This is a genomic window from Clostridia bacterium, from assembly GCA_035561135.1.
Lineage (GTDB): Bacteria > Acidobacteriota > Terriglobia > Terriglobales > Acidobacteriaceae > DATMYA01.
This window is the reverse complement of record DATMYA010000014.1, coordinates 112879-127609: the sequence shown is the minus strand read 5'-3', so window position 1 is coordinate 127609 and position 14731 is coordinate 112879. Positions and strand designations below refer to the sequence as shown.

Annotated in this window: 13 protein-coding genes and 2 tRNA genes; 7 read left to right on the top strand and 8 right to left on the bottom strand. The window is 58.1% G+C overall.

Annotated features, from left to right (window positions below):
- Positions 1–59: 59 nt before the first annotated feature.
- From VN622_04320 to VN622_04300, 5 genes are all read right to left on the bottom strand, one after another.
- Complete coding sequence (locus tag VN622_04320; GenBank protein HWR35081.1) at positions 60–1100, bottom strand: isocitrate/isopropylmalate dehydrogenase family protein; 1041 nt, start codon at positions 1098–1100, stop codon at positions 60–62.
- A gap of 49 nt (positions 1101–1149) precedes the next feature.
- Entirely contained in the window at positions 1150–1662 is a 513-nt protein-coding gene (gene nrdR / locus VN622_04315; protein HWR35080.1) for a transcriptional regulator NrdR, read from the bottom strand.
- Between the two features lie 131 nt (positions 1663–1793).
- Positions 1794–2843: a lysylphosphatidylglycerol synthase transmembrane domain-containing protein gene (locus VN622_04310; protein ID HWR35079.1), complete on the bottom strand. Its 1050-nt coding sequence runs from the start codon at positions 2841–2843 to the stop codon at positions 1794–1796.
- 97 nt (positions 2844–2940) lie between these two features.
- Positions 2941–3675: a lytic transglycosylase domain-containing protein gene (locus tag VN622_04305; protein HWR35078.1), complete on the bottom strand. Its 735-nt coding sequence runs from the start codon at positions 3673–3675 to the stop codon at positions 2941–2943.
- Between the two features lie 34 nt (positions 3676–3709).
- Positions 3710–4546 carry a Cof-type HAD-IIB family hydrolase gene (locus VN622_04300; protein HWR35077.1) on the bottom strand — a complete coding sequence of 279 codons (837 nt, stop codon included), beginning with the start codon at positions 4544–4546 and terminating at the stop codon, positions 3710–3712.
- A gap of 85 nt (positions 4547–4631) precedes the next feature.
- On the opposite strand from VN622_04300, the gene VN622_04295 reads away from it, so the two are divergent.
- From VN622_04295 to VN622_04280, 4 genes are all read left to right on the top strand, one after another.
- On the top strand, positions 4632–5375 hold the full coding sequence (locus VN622_04295) for a tetratricopeptide repeat protein (GenBank protein ID HWR35076.1): 744 nt from the start codon (positions 4632–4634) through the stop codon (positions 5373–5375).
- A gap of 58 nt (positions 5376–5433) precedes the next feature.
- A complete protein-coding gene (locus VN622_04290) occupies positions 5434–6660 on the top strand; it encodes a threonine synthase (GenBank protein HWR35075.1) in 1227 nt (408 codons plus the stop codon).
- A gap of 87 nt (positions 6661–6747) precedes the next feature.
- On the top strand, positions 6748–8013 hold the full coding sequence (locus tag VN622_04285) for a DHHA1 domain-containing protein (GenBank protein HWR35074.1): 1266 nt from the start codon (positions 6748–6750) through the stop codon (positions 8011–8013).
- Positions 8014–8058: 45 nt separating this feature from the next.
- On the top strand, positions 8059–9393 hold the full coding sequence (locus VN622_04280; protein ID HWR35073.1) for a histidine kinase: 1335 nt from the start codon (positions 8059–8061) through the stop codon (positions 9391–9393).
- Here VN622_04280 and bshA read toward each other — a convergent pair.
- The 3 genes from bshA to VN622_04265 all read right to left on the bottom strand — a co-directional run bounded on the left by bshA (position 9363) and on the right by VN622_04265 (position 12020).
- A complete protein-coding gene (bshA, locus tag VN622_04275; GenBank protein HWR35072.1) occupies positions 9363–10511 on the bottom strand; it encodes an N-acetyl-alpha-D-glucosaminyl L-malate synthase BshA in 1149 nt (382 codons plus the stop codon). The two genes, VN622_04280 and bshA, sit on opposite strands and share 31 nt — an antisense overlap.
- 90 nt (positions 10512–10601) lie before the next feature.
- Positions 10602–11480, bottom strand: coding sequence for a ChbG/HpnK family deacetylase (locus VN622_04270; protein HWR35071.1), 879 nt, complete (start codon positions 11478–11480; stop codon positions 10602–10604).
- 159 nt (positions 11481–11639) lie between these two features.
- Positions 11640–12020, bottom strand: coding sequence for a response regulator (locus tag VN622_04265; protein HWR35070.1), 381 nt, complete (start codon positions 12018–12020; stop codon positions 11640–11642).
- Positions 12021–12414: 394 nt separating this feature from the next.
- Here VN622_04265 and VN622_04260 point away from each other — a divergent pair.
- From VN622_04260 to VN622_04250, 3 genes are all read left to right on the top strand, one after another.
- Positions 12415–12491 (top strand) — tRNA-Val (locus VN622_04260).
- 104 nt (positions 12492–12595) lie between these two features.
- Positions 12596–12672, top strand: a tRNA-Asp gene (locus VN622_04255).
- A 393-nt stretch (positions 12673–13065) separates the two neighbouring features.
- A complete protein-coding gene (locus tag VN622_04250) occupies positions 13066–14706 on the top strand; it encodes a PQQ-binding-like beta-propeller repeat protein (GenBank protein HWR35069.1) in 1641 nt (546 codons plus the stop codon).
- Positions 14707–14731: the final 25 nt, after the last annotated feature.

Below are 14731 nucleotides of genomic sequence, written 5' to 3'. Positions count from 1 at the left end.
CGACGCAAGCAGAAAGGGCACGGCGATAAGCCGTGCCCTGAACGCCGTGCCAAGCCGGACTACACTTCCTGTTCCTGTCGATCCGTAGTGGGGACAAAGGTTTCCATGGCGGCAATGATTGCGTCCGCGAACTCACTCGTGCCGGCGATACCACCCATGTCACGTGTGATGTGCGTCTTCTCGCCATAAACGACTTCCAGCCCATGACGAATTTTGTCGGCGGCATCCTGCTCGCCGAGGTGGCGCAGCATCAGCACACCCGAGCGCAGAATCGCCGTCGGATTTGCAATGTCGCGCCCCGCGATGTCCGGCGCGGAGCCGTGAACCGCCTCAAAGATGGCGCACTCGTGGCCGATGTTCGCACCCGGCACCAGGCCCAGACCGCCGACGAAAGCGGCGCAGAGGTCACTGATGATGTCGCCATAGAGATTCTCGAGCAGCAGCATGTCGTACTGGTATGGATTCGTGACCAGTTGCATGCAGGTGTTGTCCACAATGTGCTCGCCGTACGTGATTTCGGGATAGTCCTTCGAAACGTTGCGCGAACAGCGTATGAACAAGCCGTCCGAAAGCTTCATGATATTGGCTTTGTGGATGGCATGAATCTTCTTCCGTCCGCGTGCACGGGCGTATGCAAAGGCCCACTTGGCAATGCGCGTAGAGGCCTTCTCGGTGATGATCTTCAGGCTTTCAACGACTCCCGGCACTACTTCGTGCTCGATTCCCGAATACAGTCCCTCCGTGTTTTCGCGAACGATGATGAGGTCCACGCCCGGGTAGCGAGTTGGAACGTTGGGCAGGTTGCGGATCGGGCGAAAATTGGCAAACAGTTCGAAGTGCTTACGAAGCTGAACGTTAATACTCGAAAAGCCGCCGCCGATCGGCGTGCTTACCGGTCCCTTCAACGCGACGCGAGTGCGCTCCACCGACTCCAGCAGTTGGTGCGGGAGATACTCGCCGTACTTCTCAAAAGCTTCAGCGCCGGCCTGGTACGATTCCCACTCGAACTTCACCCCGGTCGCTTCAAGAATGCGAACTGCTGCCCTCGTAACTTCCGGGCCAATGCCGTCGCCTGGAATCAGCGTAACTTTGTGCGTCATCTGTACGGATCCGTATCTTTCTTACTCGTGTGTTTGGTGGACGGGAGTCTTAGTGTCCGGCCTTGGCTTTCACGGGCCCCGCCAGCCTGGCTGCCGCGTCGCGGCCTTCCTTGCTCTTCAGCAAATCCTGCAATTCGGACATGAACTCCTGCACGTCCTTGAAGTCGAGATACACCGACGCAAAGCGTACGTACGCGACTTTGTCGATGTTCTTCAGGCGATTCATAATGAGTTCGCCCACTTCGCTGGTCTTGCGCTCGCGTTCCGCCGAATCGATCACGAAGGCTTCCGCTTCGTTTACGATCTGCTCCAGCTTGCCGATTGAGACAGGCCTCTTTTCGCACGCTCGAAGCAGGCCGTTGAGTACCTTCTGGCGGTCGAACTTCTCACGGCGACCATCCTTCTTGACCACCATGTACGGAATCTCGTCGATACGCTCGTAGGTGGTGAAGCGCTTCTCGCACTTCAGGCACTCGCGGCGACGGCGAATGGACTCGCCTTCCTTGCTCTCTCGCGAGTCAACGACTTTGTCATTTTCAAAGCCGCAAAAAGGACATTTCATGGGTATGACCGTGATAATTCGGCGTCTTGCGACGCCGCTTGATAACTGATTTGAACTGATTGTATCAGGCGTGAAAGCCACAGGCGCGACGCGGAACCACGGCAGTCACGCTCGCCGGATGCCTGGTATTTCTACTGCTTTATGTGCTCGATGTGTTCGCTCTCGGCGGAAATCTCCCGCAGCGAAATGCGTTCGCGATGCGCGAGAAGGAGTCCCATGGGCGTCACCGAAACGAACGTGATCAGCCAAAGCATGATGCCGCAGCTCACCGCCAATTCCTTTGGAACGTCGAAGACATGCGATGAGAGGATGCCGATAACGGCGAGCTGGGAACCTCCACCCACGCCCGGCAATTGCACGATCGATCCGGCCATGCTGGCGGCCATCACCAGGAGCATGTCAGGAAACTGCATTTCATGCAGCGCCATGGCCTCAGGCGTAGCCGGGTAGGCATGAGTCACCTGCCAGTACGCTCCGGCAATCATGAGCCAGATTGCGGCAGAGAGCGCCAGTACGGCAAAGAACGAACGCGCATCGGCAATTGTGTGCAGCCCGTCGCCAAATGAGGTCACTTTCGTACGTGCAGTTTCGGCAAACTTCTTTGAAATCGGGCGCAGGATTGCCTCTGCAACTGCGGCGATCCTCTCAGTCTTCCACCAGATCGCGAACACAAGTACGGCGATCACGCTGACGCCACCTAGAAGTGTTATTCCACCCTGTTCGATTTGCGGGAACTGCTTGTACTTGTACCCGAAGATGGCCAGGTTCACGCCAAGAAGCAGCGCTACTGTGCCCATGTCGAAAACTCGCTCTACCGCCCACACGGCAAGCTGCGAAGAGAAGGTCAGATCTTCCTTGAGAGCAATGAGGTAAGGACGAACGAACTCGCCAGGGCGCCCCAGTAATGCCAGTCCCGTGAAACCTATATATTGCGAAGATACAAGGCGTTGCGTGGAAACTTTTTTCGTCGGATTGAGGAAGATCTTCCACCGCAGAGCTCGCAGCAGGTAAACGGCGTAAATCAGCACGACAGCGCTCAGCAACATTCCAATATTCAGGCCTCGTGTCTGACGCCAGAATTCGCGCCAGTCGAACGTTGTCCAGGTACGGAACTGGAAGTAAACGAGGATTCCGAGAACCGCGACAACAATGGCCGTAGTGAGCGCGTGTTTCTTGTTCATCTTGGAATGTGCACCCGTGAGTGGAACTCACAAGGTATATGAGGCGGGCGAGAGGGTCAATCACGGTCGTGAGTTGAGTGGGCAACTCCGCCGACCATCAACCGGCAGGATGGGTTCCTGCGCCTGAGTCGGCTGTTCGGACGCGTGGGCGCGCGGACGGTTTGGCCGCAGGCTTTGCTGGCGCCGTCGTCGGCTTCGCAGCTGACTTTCGCTTGTTGTAGTCCCGTATGATTCCGGCAACGTAAGCCCGCGTCTCCGCATACGGAGGCACGCCGCGGTACTGCTCCACCCGATGTGGTCCTGCATTGTAGGCGGCGAGTGCTTTCACGGCATCGCCTTTGTAGAGGTTCAGCAACTCGCGGAGATACCGCGTGCCGCCATCGATATTCGATGCCGGATCGAAGCTATCCTTCACGCCCAGCATGCCAGCCGTGGCGGGCATCAATTGCATAAGCCCTTGCGCGCCCTTTGGCGACACGGCCTTCGGGTTGAAACCGCTTTCGCGACGGATGATGCTATGGATGAAATCAGCGTCAATGCCTGTAGCATCGCTTGCGGCGGTGACGTGGTCGTGGATTTCTTTCGTGCGGAGTTGGGACGGCTCTGCCTCAGCCGGCACACTGTTGTCGTGCTCGTATCCGATGACCTGATCGGTAGCGACGTCCACAAAGCCTGCTTCAGTCGCTCCTAGATAAAGACGCGTCGTAGCCCCTGAAATCTCATGCCTCTCATGGCGGATGCTGAACCCGTTACGCAGATGTGCGAATTCCGCAGCTGCGCTGGGAAGCGCAAGTACGCCGACCAAAGCCACGATTTGGGAAATCTTCTTCATCAAAGCCGAAATCATTAGCGCCGAAAAAGGAGTTCTATCCCAGTATGCGCTCCACCGCCGCCGCTACGCCGCTCTGTTCGTTGCCGAGCGTGACCGTCCAGCCAGTGCGTTTCAGGTCCTCGCACGCATTCCCCATGATAACGGGATGTCCAGCGAATTCGAGCATTTCCACGTCGTTGTAGTTGTCGCCGATGGCCATCACTTCTTCCCGCCGGAAGCCGCGATGCGTCGCCCAGCGTTCCAGCGCATGGCCCTTCGAGCAGCCCTGATTCAATACATCTACAATGCAGAGATTGCGTGCATCGTATTGCGTTTTAAGAACCGTCACATCCGACGCGCGTTCCCACTCCATAAGGAATTTCTGGGCGGCTTCCATCCGGTCGATCGTGCCGCAGAACATCGACTGAATGGGGTCCGTCGTGATGGCGCGCTCGAGCGGTCGCACGTACTCGATGTACTCGGAATTCTTCTCCATCCAGCGCTGGATGGATTGATTTAGCTCTTCCGCGCTCTCGACCACCAGCGCGCCACGCACCTCGCGATCGAAGGTAAGCACCGTGTTGCCGCGGAAATCGCGCATGTGCCGGACTAATCGCAGCGCCGTTTGGCGGGGCAGCAGGTCGCGATGAAAGAGTTCGCCGTTACTCGACCGCGTCACCGCTCCATTGGAACTGATGAGAGTGACATCGAACCCGAGCATCTGCGCGACAGGAAGCGCGAACAAGTGCCGTCGCCCCGTCACCAGGGCAAGCTCTACCCCCTGTGCGTGGGCGCGGGCCAGCGTTTCCAGGTTGGACGCTGAGATCTGGAAGTGCGGGTCCAGCAGCGTGCCATCGATGTCAATCGCGATCAGGCGGATGCGCAGCTTCACGGGCCGATTCTAGCACCCGCGCTCCCGTCGCCGCCCGAGCCTTCGTACAGGAAGGCGTAGGGAATTTCGGCTTTGTTGGTCTATCATGACTCCGCTCATGTTAGGCGGATTCTTTTCTTACGGTATCTATGGCATCGTGTTGATGGCGTTGGCGCTCATGCATTTTGTGCGCAAACGGCCAGACACGTATTGGCTTTACATCATCCTCTTCCTCGGCCCGCTCGGCGCGCTCGTGTATCTCGCTGTCGAAGCACTGCCGGAGTTGCGCGATCCCGGCACTTTCAAAATCTTCCCGCGCCGCCGCCGCATCAAGGAATTGGAATTGACGGTTCTGGAGAACCCTTCGGCAGGGAACTACGAAGAACTCGGCCAGCTATACCTTGATGACGGCAAGTGGCAGAGGGCACGCGCCGCCTTCGATCGCTCCATCTCGTCGAGGACGGATTCGGCCGATCCCTTTTACCGGCGCGCCATCGCCGAAGTCGAACTCGGGGACTTTACCGCCGCCGTGCCTGATCTTGAGCGCGCCGTCGCCGCCGACCCCAAGTACGATTTCCACCGCGCCGCAGGCCTTCTGGCATATGCCTACGCACGCACCGGTCAGCCAGCCAAGGCCGAGGCCATGTTCGGCGATGTAATTCGCCTCTCTACCTTGACAGAGTCGCAGTATCACTACGCAGAATTCCTCGCCGAACAGGGCAGGAAAGACGAAGCACGCGAGTGGACCGAGCGCATCCTGGCAAAACGGGCGACCATGCCCGGCTTCCAGAAGCGCCGTGATCGTCCGTGGTTCCGCCGTACGAAGGCGCTACTCGGAAAGCTAAAATAGCCATTCGGTATGCCCTTGAATAGTTGAAGTAAAACCTCATATCTCATAGGACTCGACTATGGCCAAAATCTCCTATCTCGAATGTTCCCGTTGCGGCGAGCGCCTGAATGCCAACGAGCCGCAGACGTTGTGTACCAAATGCGCTGGACCTCTCTACGTCCGGTACGATCTGGCTCTGGTTGCTCGCTCGGTCACGCCTGAAGTCATCGCGCATCGTGCGCCTGATATGTGGCGCTACAAGGAAGTTCTCCCCGAGGCTGCCCCGGTCACGCTTGGCGAGGGCTTCACGCCGCTGCTGAAAAGCCGGAACGACGAAGGTGTCTGGATAAAGGATGAGGGCCTTAACCCAACCGGTTCGTTCAAAGCGCGTGGACTCGGAATGGCCGTCACTATGCTCCGCCACTACGGTGTGAAGAAGGTCGCCATCCCTTCCGCGGGAAACGCCGCTAGCGCGCTCGCTGCCTATTGCGCCGCCGCCGCCATCGAGGCACACATCTTCATGCCCCGGGACGTACCCATGGCGAACCGCGTCGAGTGCGAGGCCTACGGTGCGAAAGTTACCCTCGTTGATGGCCTTATTAGCGATTGCGCCCGTATGGTCGCGCAGGGCAAAGAGACGCAGGGCTGGTTCGATATCTCAACCCTCAAAGAGCCCTTCCGCGTGGAAGGCAAAAAGACGATGGGCTACGAGGTGGCGGAGCAGATGGGTTGGACGCTGCCCGACGCCATCATCTACCCGACCGGCGGTGGCGTTGGCCTGATCGGAATGTGGAAGGCCTTCGACGAAATGGAAGAGATGGGCTGGCTGAAATCGCCAAAAGGCTTCCGCCCCAAGATGATTGCCGTGCAGGCTGCCGGTTGCGCGCCCATCCCCAAAGCCTGGGACGAACACAAACCCGCCTCCGAAATGTGGCAGGGCGCCCAGACTCTGGCGAGCGGCCTTCGCGTGCCTAAGGCCTACGGCGACTTCATCGTGCTGGACGTAGTAAAGAAAAGCAGCGGTACCGCAGTGGCCGTCACCGACGCAGAGATCATGGACAGCGTCAAAGAGTGGGCGCGACACGAAGGCATCTTTGCAGCACCCGAAGGCGCCGCCGCCCTGTCCGCCTATCGCAAGCTACGCGCGACCGGCTTCCTCAAGGCGGCTGACAAGGTCGTGCTTTTCAATACCGGCGCAGGCAACAAGTACATTGACGTTGTCGCCGAGTTTTTTGGCATGAACGATAATGCCGCCAAGGAACTCCCGAAATCACGCAGCATCGGCGGCATCATTCAGCCATACTAGAGAACACTGTTGTCAGTTGCCGGTGCCCAGTTGCCAGCAAGTGCTGGTGTTCGCTGGCAACTGGCAACCGGCAACCGGCTACTACTCATGACTGATCGCCTCTACTATCACAATTCGTTTCTCTATGACTTCGTCGCCGCTCTCGAAGAGACGCGCGCACTTGCAGATGGACGCACCGCTGTCGTGCTCGATCGCACGGTGTTCTACCCCACCAGCGGCGGGCAGGTATCCGATACCGGTTGGCTTGAACTTGAGCCGCTTGAGGTCGCACGCGGATATTTCCTGCCAAAGTTGCGCGTCGCCGACGTTGCGGAGGAAGACGACGGAACCATCCTCCACGTCATTGAAGGTACATTGCCTTCCGATGTGAAGGCCGGGGCCGTTCGCGTGCGCGGCTTCATCGACGTGGATCGCCGGCGCGACCACATGCAGCAGCACTCAGGCCAACACGTTCTCTCGGCAGCTTTCCTTGAGATGTTCAATGCGCCCACCGTTTCGTTCCACATGGGGAACGAGAGCTGCACGATCGATCTCGACTGCAAGTCACTCTCCGCCGATCAGGTGCGCAGAGCCGAGCAGCGCGCGAACGACATCGTGCTCGAAGATCGCGCCGTATCCATGCGCTTTGTTACGATTGACGAAGCACGCCAGTTGGGGCTGCGCAAGATTCCGCCAGCCGAACGCGACCAACTTCGGCTCATCGACATAAGCAATTTCGACCTGTGCGCCTGCGGCGGAACGCACGTCAAGAGCACGGGGCAGATTGGTGCCATCCTGTTGCGCAAAGTCGAAAGAGTGAAGCAGGGCGTACGCATCGAGTTTGTCTGCGGCACCCGCGCCGTACGCCATGCGCGCAAAGACTACGAGACGCTCACCGAAGCCGGCGCGCTCTTCTCCACGCACATATGGGAAGTTCCCGCGCAGATCGGCAAGCTGCTTGACGACAACAAGTCTGCTGCCAAGGTCCGCCATAAGCTGCTGGAAGAGATCGCGGAACTCAAGGCGGTGCAGTTGCTAGCCGAGGCACCGCGCGCCGCAGCGCCGGATAGCATACGCGTTGTCACGCAGGTATTCCCCGATCGCGACATGGCATTCGTCAAACTCCTGGCACAGAAGATGACTGCGTCAGCCAATGTGGTCGCGCTGCTTGGTGCCGGCGAAGGCCAGGCGGCGATGGTGTTTGCGCAATCACCTGGTCTCGGCAATGACATGGGTTCCCTGATGAAAGATGCCATGGCCGCGTTAGGCGGACGCGGAGGCGGCAGCAGGGACCTGGCGCAGGGTGGAGTCCCCGACGGCAACCGTCTGGAGCAGGCAATCCAAGCGGCAGCAGCGAAGGTCGCGGGGCGCTAAACGGCTATACTGGCAACTGGCAACCGGCCACTGGCGACTGTAGTTTTGGACCAAAAACTCATTCTCATCACGCTGCTGATCAAGCTGGGCGTCTCCGCGGCTGTTAGCAGTGTGCTCGCGCGCTCGCGTCGTTTTCGCGTCCTGCTCTTTCGCGAAGAGCGCACGTTTTCCGAGAAGATTGAAATGGTGCTGCTCATGGGCGTTCCTTTTGCGCTCGGGGTGGTCGTTCGCGGCACGGTCAAGAACTTCATCGCCGCCGACGTCGCATTTGAGAGTTGTATCCTGATGGGCGTTATCGCTGGCCGCACTGCCGGCGTCGCGGGTGCGCTGCTGGTCTCGATGCCATCGCTTGCTCTGCATGAATGGGCTAACCTGCCGCTGAACGTAATCGCTGGGCTATCTGCCGGCATGCTGCGTAACTTTGCTCAAGATCGCGAAGCCATCTGGTCATTCTCTCCGCTGTTCGACCTAAGCATCTATCGTTGGATTCGGCGCACGATCGCCAAATCGTTTATTGACTGGCAGACATCCTTCTTCCTGCTCATCCTGGGTCTTCAGTTGATGCGATTCGAAGTTAAGGATGCGTTTCCGGCTTACACGTTCGAACTCGATAGTCCTAACTGGGTAATCCGCGCTGCAATCTACGGCACTACGGTTATGGCGGTGGCCATCGCACTGAAGGTGCTTAACAACACCCGGATCGAGATGAAGCTGGAAGAGCAGGAGCGTCTTCTTCTGCACGCCCGCATGGAGGCCCTTCAGAGCCAGATCAATCCGCACTTCCTGTTTAACACCCTGAACTCCGTCTCCTCACTTGTTCGCTTCGACCCTGATACAGCGCGCGAGATGATCCTCAAACTGGCCAATATCCTGCGGCGACTGCTCCGAAAGGGGGACTCTTTCGTCGAACTGCGGGACGAACTGGCCTCTATTGACGACTATCTCGATATCGAAGTCGTTCGCTTCGGGTGCGACAAACTGAAGGTGAACAAGGAACTGGAGCCGGAAACCCTCGGGGTCTTGGTGCCAAGCATGATCCTGCAGCCGCTCGTGGAGAACTGCATCAAGCACGGCCTGAGTCCGAAGATAGAAGGCGGCAGCATCCACTTGCGGAGCAGAATGTTCAACGGCATGCTCGTCGTCGAGGTGGAAGACGACGGCGTCGGCATGTGCGACGGTGAGCCTGCACTGCCTCTTGGGACCGGCATCGGCATGGCCAATATCAAGGAAAGACTTGAAGTGTTATATAGTGACGCCGCACACATGGAAGTGGAGAGCCATCCCGGACGGGGAACTCTCGTGCGCCTTGCGCTCCCAGTGCCGCAATCGGATGAACTCAGCGCCGGGATTTACGAATCGCGCTCCAGCACCTCGCGATAAAACTGCTCGTATTTTGGAATGATTTTCGTTGCGCAGAAGCGTGACTGCGCCGTTGAACGTGCCCTTTTGCGTACCTGCTGCAGCTTCGCATCGTCTCCCAGTACTTCGATTGCGCAGCGGGCCATCTCTTCGACGTCGCCTACGTTTGCCATGTAGCCGTTGCGCCCTTGCTCAATCAGTTCCGGCACTCCGCCGACATTCGTCGCAATCGGAACCACCTCGCACGCCATTCCTTCCAACGCTGCCAGTCCAAACGATTCCAATTCGCTCGGCAGCAGCATTACATCGGCAACTCCAATTTTTTCGTGCACGCGGTCCTGCTTGCCCATAAAGAGAACGCGGTCGTGTATGCCTTTCTTCATCGCCAGCCACTCGGCCTTCGAGCGGTCAGGCCCATCGCCGATCATGACCAGGCGCGCGGGAATCTTCTTCAAAACGCGATCGAATATCTCGATGACGTCGGTCACGCGCTTCACCGGCCGGAAGTTCGAAAGATGTGCCAGGATGCGCTCGCCATCCTGCGCGAATTCGCGACGGCGTTCGACAGCATCAGGCTCGCGACGATACAGATCGCAGTTCACGAAATTGTGGATGACTTCGATGTGATGCTTGATCTCGAACTCTTCCAGCGTCTTCTGCTTCAGATAACTCGAAATGGCTGTAACGCCATCGGACTGCTCGATCGAAAATCGCGTGATCGGAAGATAGGAGTGGTCGAGGCCGACCAGCGTGATGTCGGTGCCGTGTAGCGTCGTGACGAATGGAAGCTTGCGCGGCTTAGCTCCGTTGCCGAAGGCAAGCATCTGGCGTGCGAGCATGGCACTCACAGAGTGCGGAATCGCATAATGTACGTGCAGCAGATCGAGTTCATAGATCTCCGCCACCTCGGCCATGCGCGTTGCCAGCGCCAGGTCGTACGGCGGGTATTCGAAGAGCGGATAACGCGAAACCTCCACTTCGTGGTAGTGGATATTTGGATGCGGCTCCGTAAGCCGTATCGGCTCCGAGTAGGTGATGAAGTGAACCTGATGTCCGCGTTGGGCGAGTTCAATGCCGAGTTCCGTGGCGACCACACCGCTGCCGCCGTAAGTTGGGTAACAGGTAATTCCTATCCGCATATACGGTCTTTTCGTTAGCCTTGGAGTGCAACTTCGTATTGGATATCCCGAACTGCCCGAAGATTCAGAAGCAGGAGCACCCTGGCAGTCTTAAATGTTTGCAAGATCGTGATAACTGATTAGCTCAATGCCGTAGCGCTCGAGAATCTCACGGGCGGCGGATGAAGTCAGAACCTGCAATTCCGTGGCTCGGGACCAAAGCAGCCGTGTGCTTGCAAGCGCCAGCTCTGCATCGTTGTACCCAGGATGACAGACCAGCTCCCACGTACCCTCAGGCATGGCGGCGATGATCACTTCCAGCAGTTGCTCGCTGAGCACTCCCGTTACCACCACTCCAAGGCTGCCGTCGGTTGTGCGCAGACCGTAGTCATTCACTAAGCGCTGAAATGGCCGCAGCCAGCGCCGAAGCACTGCGACTTCCGCATATCGCGTCCACAAATTGCGACTGGTCACAAGTAGTCGTAACGGCAAGGGCCTAGCGCTCTCGAACGGATTCCGCACCGCTCGTATGCCGCACGCCTGCGCAGCCCTCAGTAGCGGTCGCACGACGCCGGGGAACATATGCGCGTGCTTGTGCGCGTCGAAATGGCTAAGCCGCACGCCGGCATTCTGCAATTTGCGGAATTGCGCCAATGCCTCAGCTTCAATCTCGGCTTCCGAAATCTGCTTACGAATTGCCGCCATCGCAAAGTCACCGAGCTTGCGGCGTAAGCTTCCGTTCGCGGTCAGCGTGGGCAAAGAAGAGGGTTGCAGGCAGGGCGTGCCATCCACCAGCACCACATGGCAGCCAATGCTCAATCGATTGTCAGTGGTGATTTTGCCAGCCAGCGCAACAGCTTCCTCGAAGCGCGCGCCCGTAGCCATCAAAGTGGTGGAGGTCACGACTCCACGCTCGTGACATTCAACAATGGCCCTGTTCACGCCCGCCGTCAGACCGAAGTCATCCGCATTTACGATCAAACGCTTCACGCGACGAAGTTTAGCAGGTGCTCCGTCACTGGCGTGCTAAGACGACGCCTGATAGACGAGGTCTGATCTCTGGAAACACCTTGAGATTACGAAGAGCAGATGCTCCGGCGCAGCAAAATACGGCGCATCGTCAGCATGAGGTGTCGTTGTTCGCTTCCACTATGCGGAGCGGGCTGGCTCCTCTGCCGGCGTTTCACTCTCGCCGAGATAAAGCCTGATCTTATCCAGGAGGGCAGGGAAGAGTTCTTCCTTTTGGAGGCAGGCGTTCACGTCCTGGCCACCGTCAATCGGACCGTATCCGGTGACGATGATGACCGGCACGCCGGGATTGTTTGCGTGTATCTGCCGTGCCAGTTCAAGGCCGTTCATGCCTTCCATGCGGAAGTCGGTCACCAGGATATCGAATTTCTCGCGGCTGAATTTGTCGAGCGCGTCTGCGGCGTTGTAGGCACAAACAGCGCGATAGCCCTGCATCTGCAGAATTTCGCAACTCAGTCGCGCCAGTACTTCGTGATCGTCAACAAAGAGGACGGCTTTCATTCCGACACCTGCGAGGAAGGTAGGGCTAGCGCCACGGGTCTACATCGACTAGCCAGTCTGTTTGTTTCGGCAGAAGTCAGAAAAGATGCCTATGCACGGAATATTCACTGACTCAACGCTCGGAATTCGTGCAATCGCATCCGCACAGGTGCAGTTGCGCCCTTCAGTTCGGTCGCTCAGTACGCTCACGCGAAGCCGTTGCGTCTCACTCTCCTTCATCCCGGATGAGCAAAAGCCCTCCAGGTATATGCCAGAAAATTTCTATCGAACGGGTCGCAAGCGTTGTTTGACGAAAACCTTAGTCGCCCGTATACTCCAGTAGAAGTCAGTTCCGCTTCGATGCCGCCCCTCGTCGATGTGGTCTTGTGCGCCGGTGGGCGCGACGAGAAGTTAGGGGCGGTTAGCTCAGCTGGTTAGAGCGTCTCGCTTACACCGAGAAGGTCGCAGGTTCGAATCCTGCACTGCCCACCAAAGCTCTCTGTTAGAGTGGAGTAGAGGCGTAAGCCTCAAGCCGTCGGAGTGACGCCCGATGACTGTACGACCGGTGTGCACCCAAGCGCATCGTCCGCGAAAGCGGGGACGTAGTTCAGTTGGTTAGAACGCTGCCCTGTCACGGCAGAGGTCGCGAGTTCGAGTCTCGTCGTCCCCGCCATATCTTTAGAATCAGACCCTCAGAATCAGCTCTCGTGGATTGAACATTTCGATCTGCCCACGCATCCCATCCGGTGCCATCTCCGCATGTTCGTGCGCCTCAGGTATTGATGTCTCTTAGCACTCAGATTTCCGCTTTCAATTGCGTGATTCTGTTTTGCGTCTCCACGGATTCGCGCGAAGAGAGCAGCCGCACGCTTACTTTATTCATGAGTCATCGTTGCGGAAGTTCGGCTAGGACATTGGCGGAACAGCCGCTGGCGATTGCCATCGATAATGGCGACATTGGTGAAATCCGCACGTTTCGCGGATCTGGACAATCACCGAACGCTCAGGGCAACGGTAACCATCTCCGTCACGTCTCATTGTTGACTCGTTCTCGAAGGGACTCCTTATGTCAAAATCTGCTCGTTTTGCAGCCATTGTTTCGCTCCTGTTGGCTGCGGCGCTTCTTGCCGCTCAGAGCACGCAGTCCGCGGCTAACTCCGCTGAGATTGCAAAGAGCGACTGGGCCACGTATGACCGCGATTACATCGGCGACCGCTATTCACCACTCGACGAAATCAAGACTGCCAACGTGACGCGGCTTCAGCCTCTCTGCACCTATGACTCCGGCGTGAAGACAAGCTTCGAAACCGGCCCAGTTGTGGTCGGAGGCACTCTGTACTTCACCACACTTGACGCTACGTTCGCGATTGATGCGGAAACGTGCAAGCTCCGCTGGAAGCACACCGAGCCGCTTACGGAAGCGCAGCGGAAGGGCCTGGGTGTGAACCGTGGCGTGGCCGCGGCGCAGGGCAAGGTATTTCGCGGATACGACGATGGCAATGTTGTCGCCATAGATGCGAGCTCCGGTAAAGCGGCGTGGAGTACGCCGATCGCCAATCATGCAAACGGCGAAACCATACCGGCTGCGCCGCTCGCGTGGAACGGCATGGTATTTATCGGCAACGCCGGTGGAGACAATTTCGCGGTAACCGGGCGAGTTTACGCGTTGGAAGCAAATACCGGAAAGAAGCTATGGGAATTCCATGTGGTGCCGTCGAGCGGCCCGGCAGCGGCCACATGGACCAAGAAATCGGCACAGAATCCGCCGACGGGCGGAGCAACGTGGACGTCGTATCACGTCGATCCCACAACTGGCGTGCTCTGGGTCGGCACGGGAAATGTTGCGCCCGATTTCATTAAAGCGATGCACCCCGGAGATAACCTGTATACCAGTTCCGTGCTGGCGATTGACGCCAAGACCGGCAAGCTGATCGCTTACATACAGCCTGTGAAGGACGATTTTCACGATTGGGATATGGCAACAGCGCCTGCCCTGGTGACAACGCGCGGCGGACACAAGCTGGCCATCGCGTCCGGTAAAGATGGCCTGGTTTACGGCATTGAAAATGACGTCAAGGCCGGATCAAACGAGCAGCAGCCGAAAACGCTGCAAGCCAAATATCAGACTGTCGCAACCACTCGCGAGAGTGTCAACGCTCCCCTCACTGAGACGAAGTTCACGCGATTCTGTCCGGGTTCACAAGGAGGAGCGGAGTGGAACGGCCCCGCGTATTCGCCGCAGCAGAACCTTGTGTACGTTCCGGAAATCGACTGGTGCACCTCGGTCAAGCTCGCACCACTGAGCGCGATGAAGGGTGCGCCGGGCCAGCCTTGGAATGGCTCCCACGATTCCAGCTTCGGCAAACAGGACCCGGTGGAACAATGGCGCGGATGGGTGACCGCGATTGATGCCGATACCGGCAAAGTCGCCTGGAAATACCAAGCGCCCACGCCGGTTGCGGCGGCAGTAACGGCCACTGCGGGCGGGCTGGTGTTTACCGCCGACATGGACGGCAACGTGGTCGCGCTCGATGCGCACTCCGGCAAGAAGCTCTGGAGCCACAATACCGGCCAGCCGGTTGGCGGAGGCATTGTGAGTTACGAAGCAGGCGGATATCAGCGTATTGCGGTCGCAGCTGGCATAAGTTCGCCCATCTGGCCCAAGCAAGGGACATCCGGACGAATTGTCGTGTATGGCTTGAAGTAGGGAGAGATCACTGATTTGGGTGGCG

Coding starts and splice junctions, on each gene's coding strand:
- VN622_04320 (HWR35081.1), bottom strand. CDS start 1,100: ATGACGCACAAAGTTACGCTGATTCCAGGCGACGGCATTGGCCCGGAA.
- nrdR (HWR35080.1), bottom strand. CDS start 1,662: ATGAAATGTCCTTTTTGCGGCTTTGAAAATGACAAAGTCGTTGACTCG.
- VN622_04310 (HWR35079.1), bottom strand. CDS start 2,843: ATGAACAAGAAACACGCGCTCACTACGGCCATTGTTGTCGCGGTTCTC.
- VN622_04305 (HWR35078.1), bottom strand. CDS start 3,675: ATGAAGAAGATTTCCCAAATCGTGGCTTTGGTCGGCGTACTTGCGCTT.
- VN622_04295 (HWR35076.1), top strand. CDS start 4,632: ATGACTCCGCTCATGTTAGGCGGATTCTTTTCTTACGGTATCTATGGC.
- VN622_04290 (HWR35075.1), top strand. CDS start 5,434: ATGGCCAAAATCTCCTATCTCGAATGTTCCCGTTGCGGCGAGCGCCTG.
- VN622_04285 (HWR35074.1), top strand. CDS start 6,748: ATGACTGATCGCCTCTACTATCACAATTCGTTTCTCTATGACTTCGTC.
- bshA (HWR35072.1), bottom strand. CDS start 10,511: ATGCGGATAGGAATTACCTGTTACCCAACTTACGGCGGCAGCGGTGTG.
- VN622_04265 (HWR35070.1), bottom strand. CDS start 12,020: ATGAAAGCCGTCCTCTTTGTTGACGATCACGAAGTACTGGCGCGACTG.
- VN622_04250 (HWR35069.1), top strand. CDS start 13,066: ATGTCAAAATCTGCTCGTTTTGCAGCCATTGTTTCGCTCCTGTTGGCT.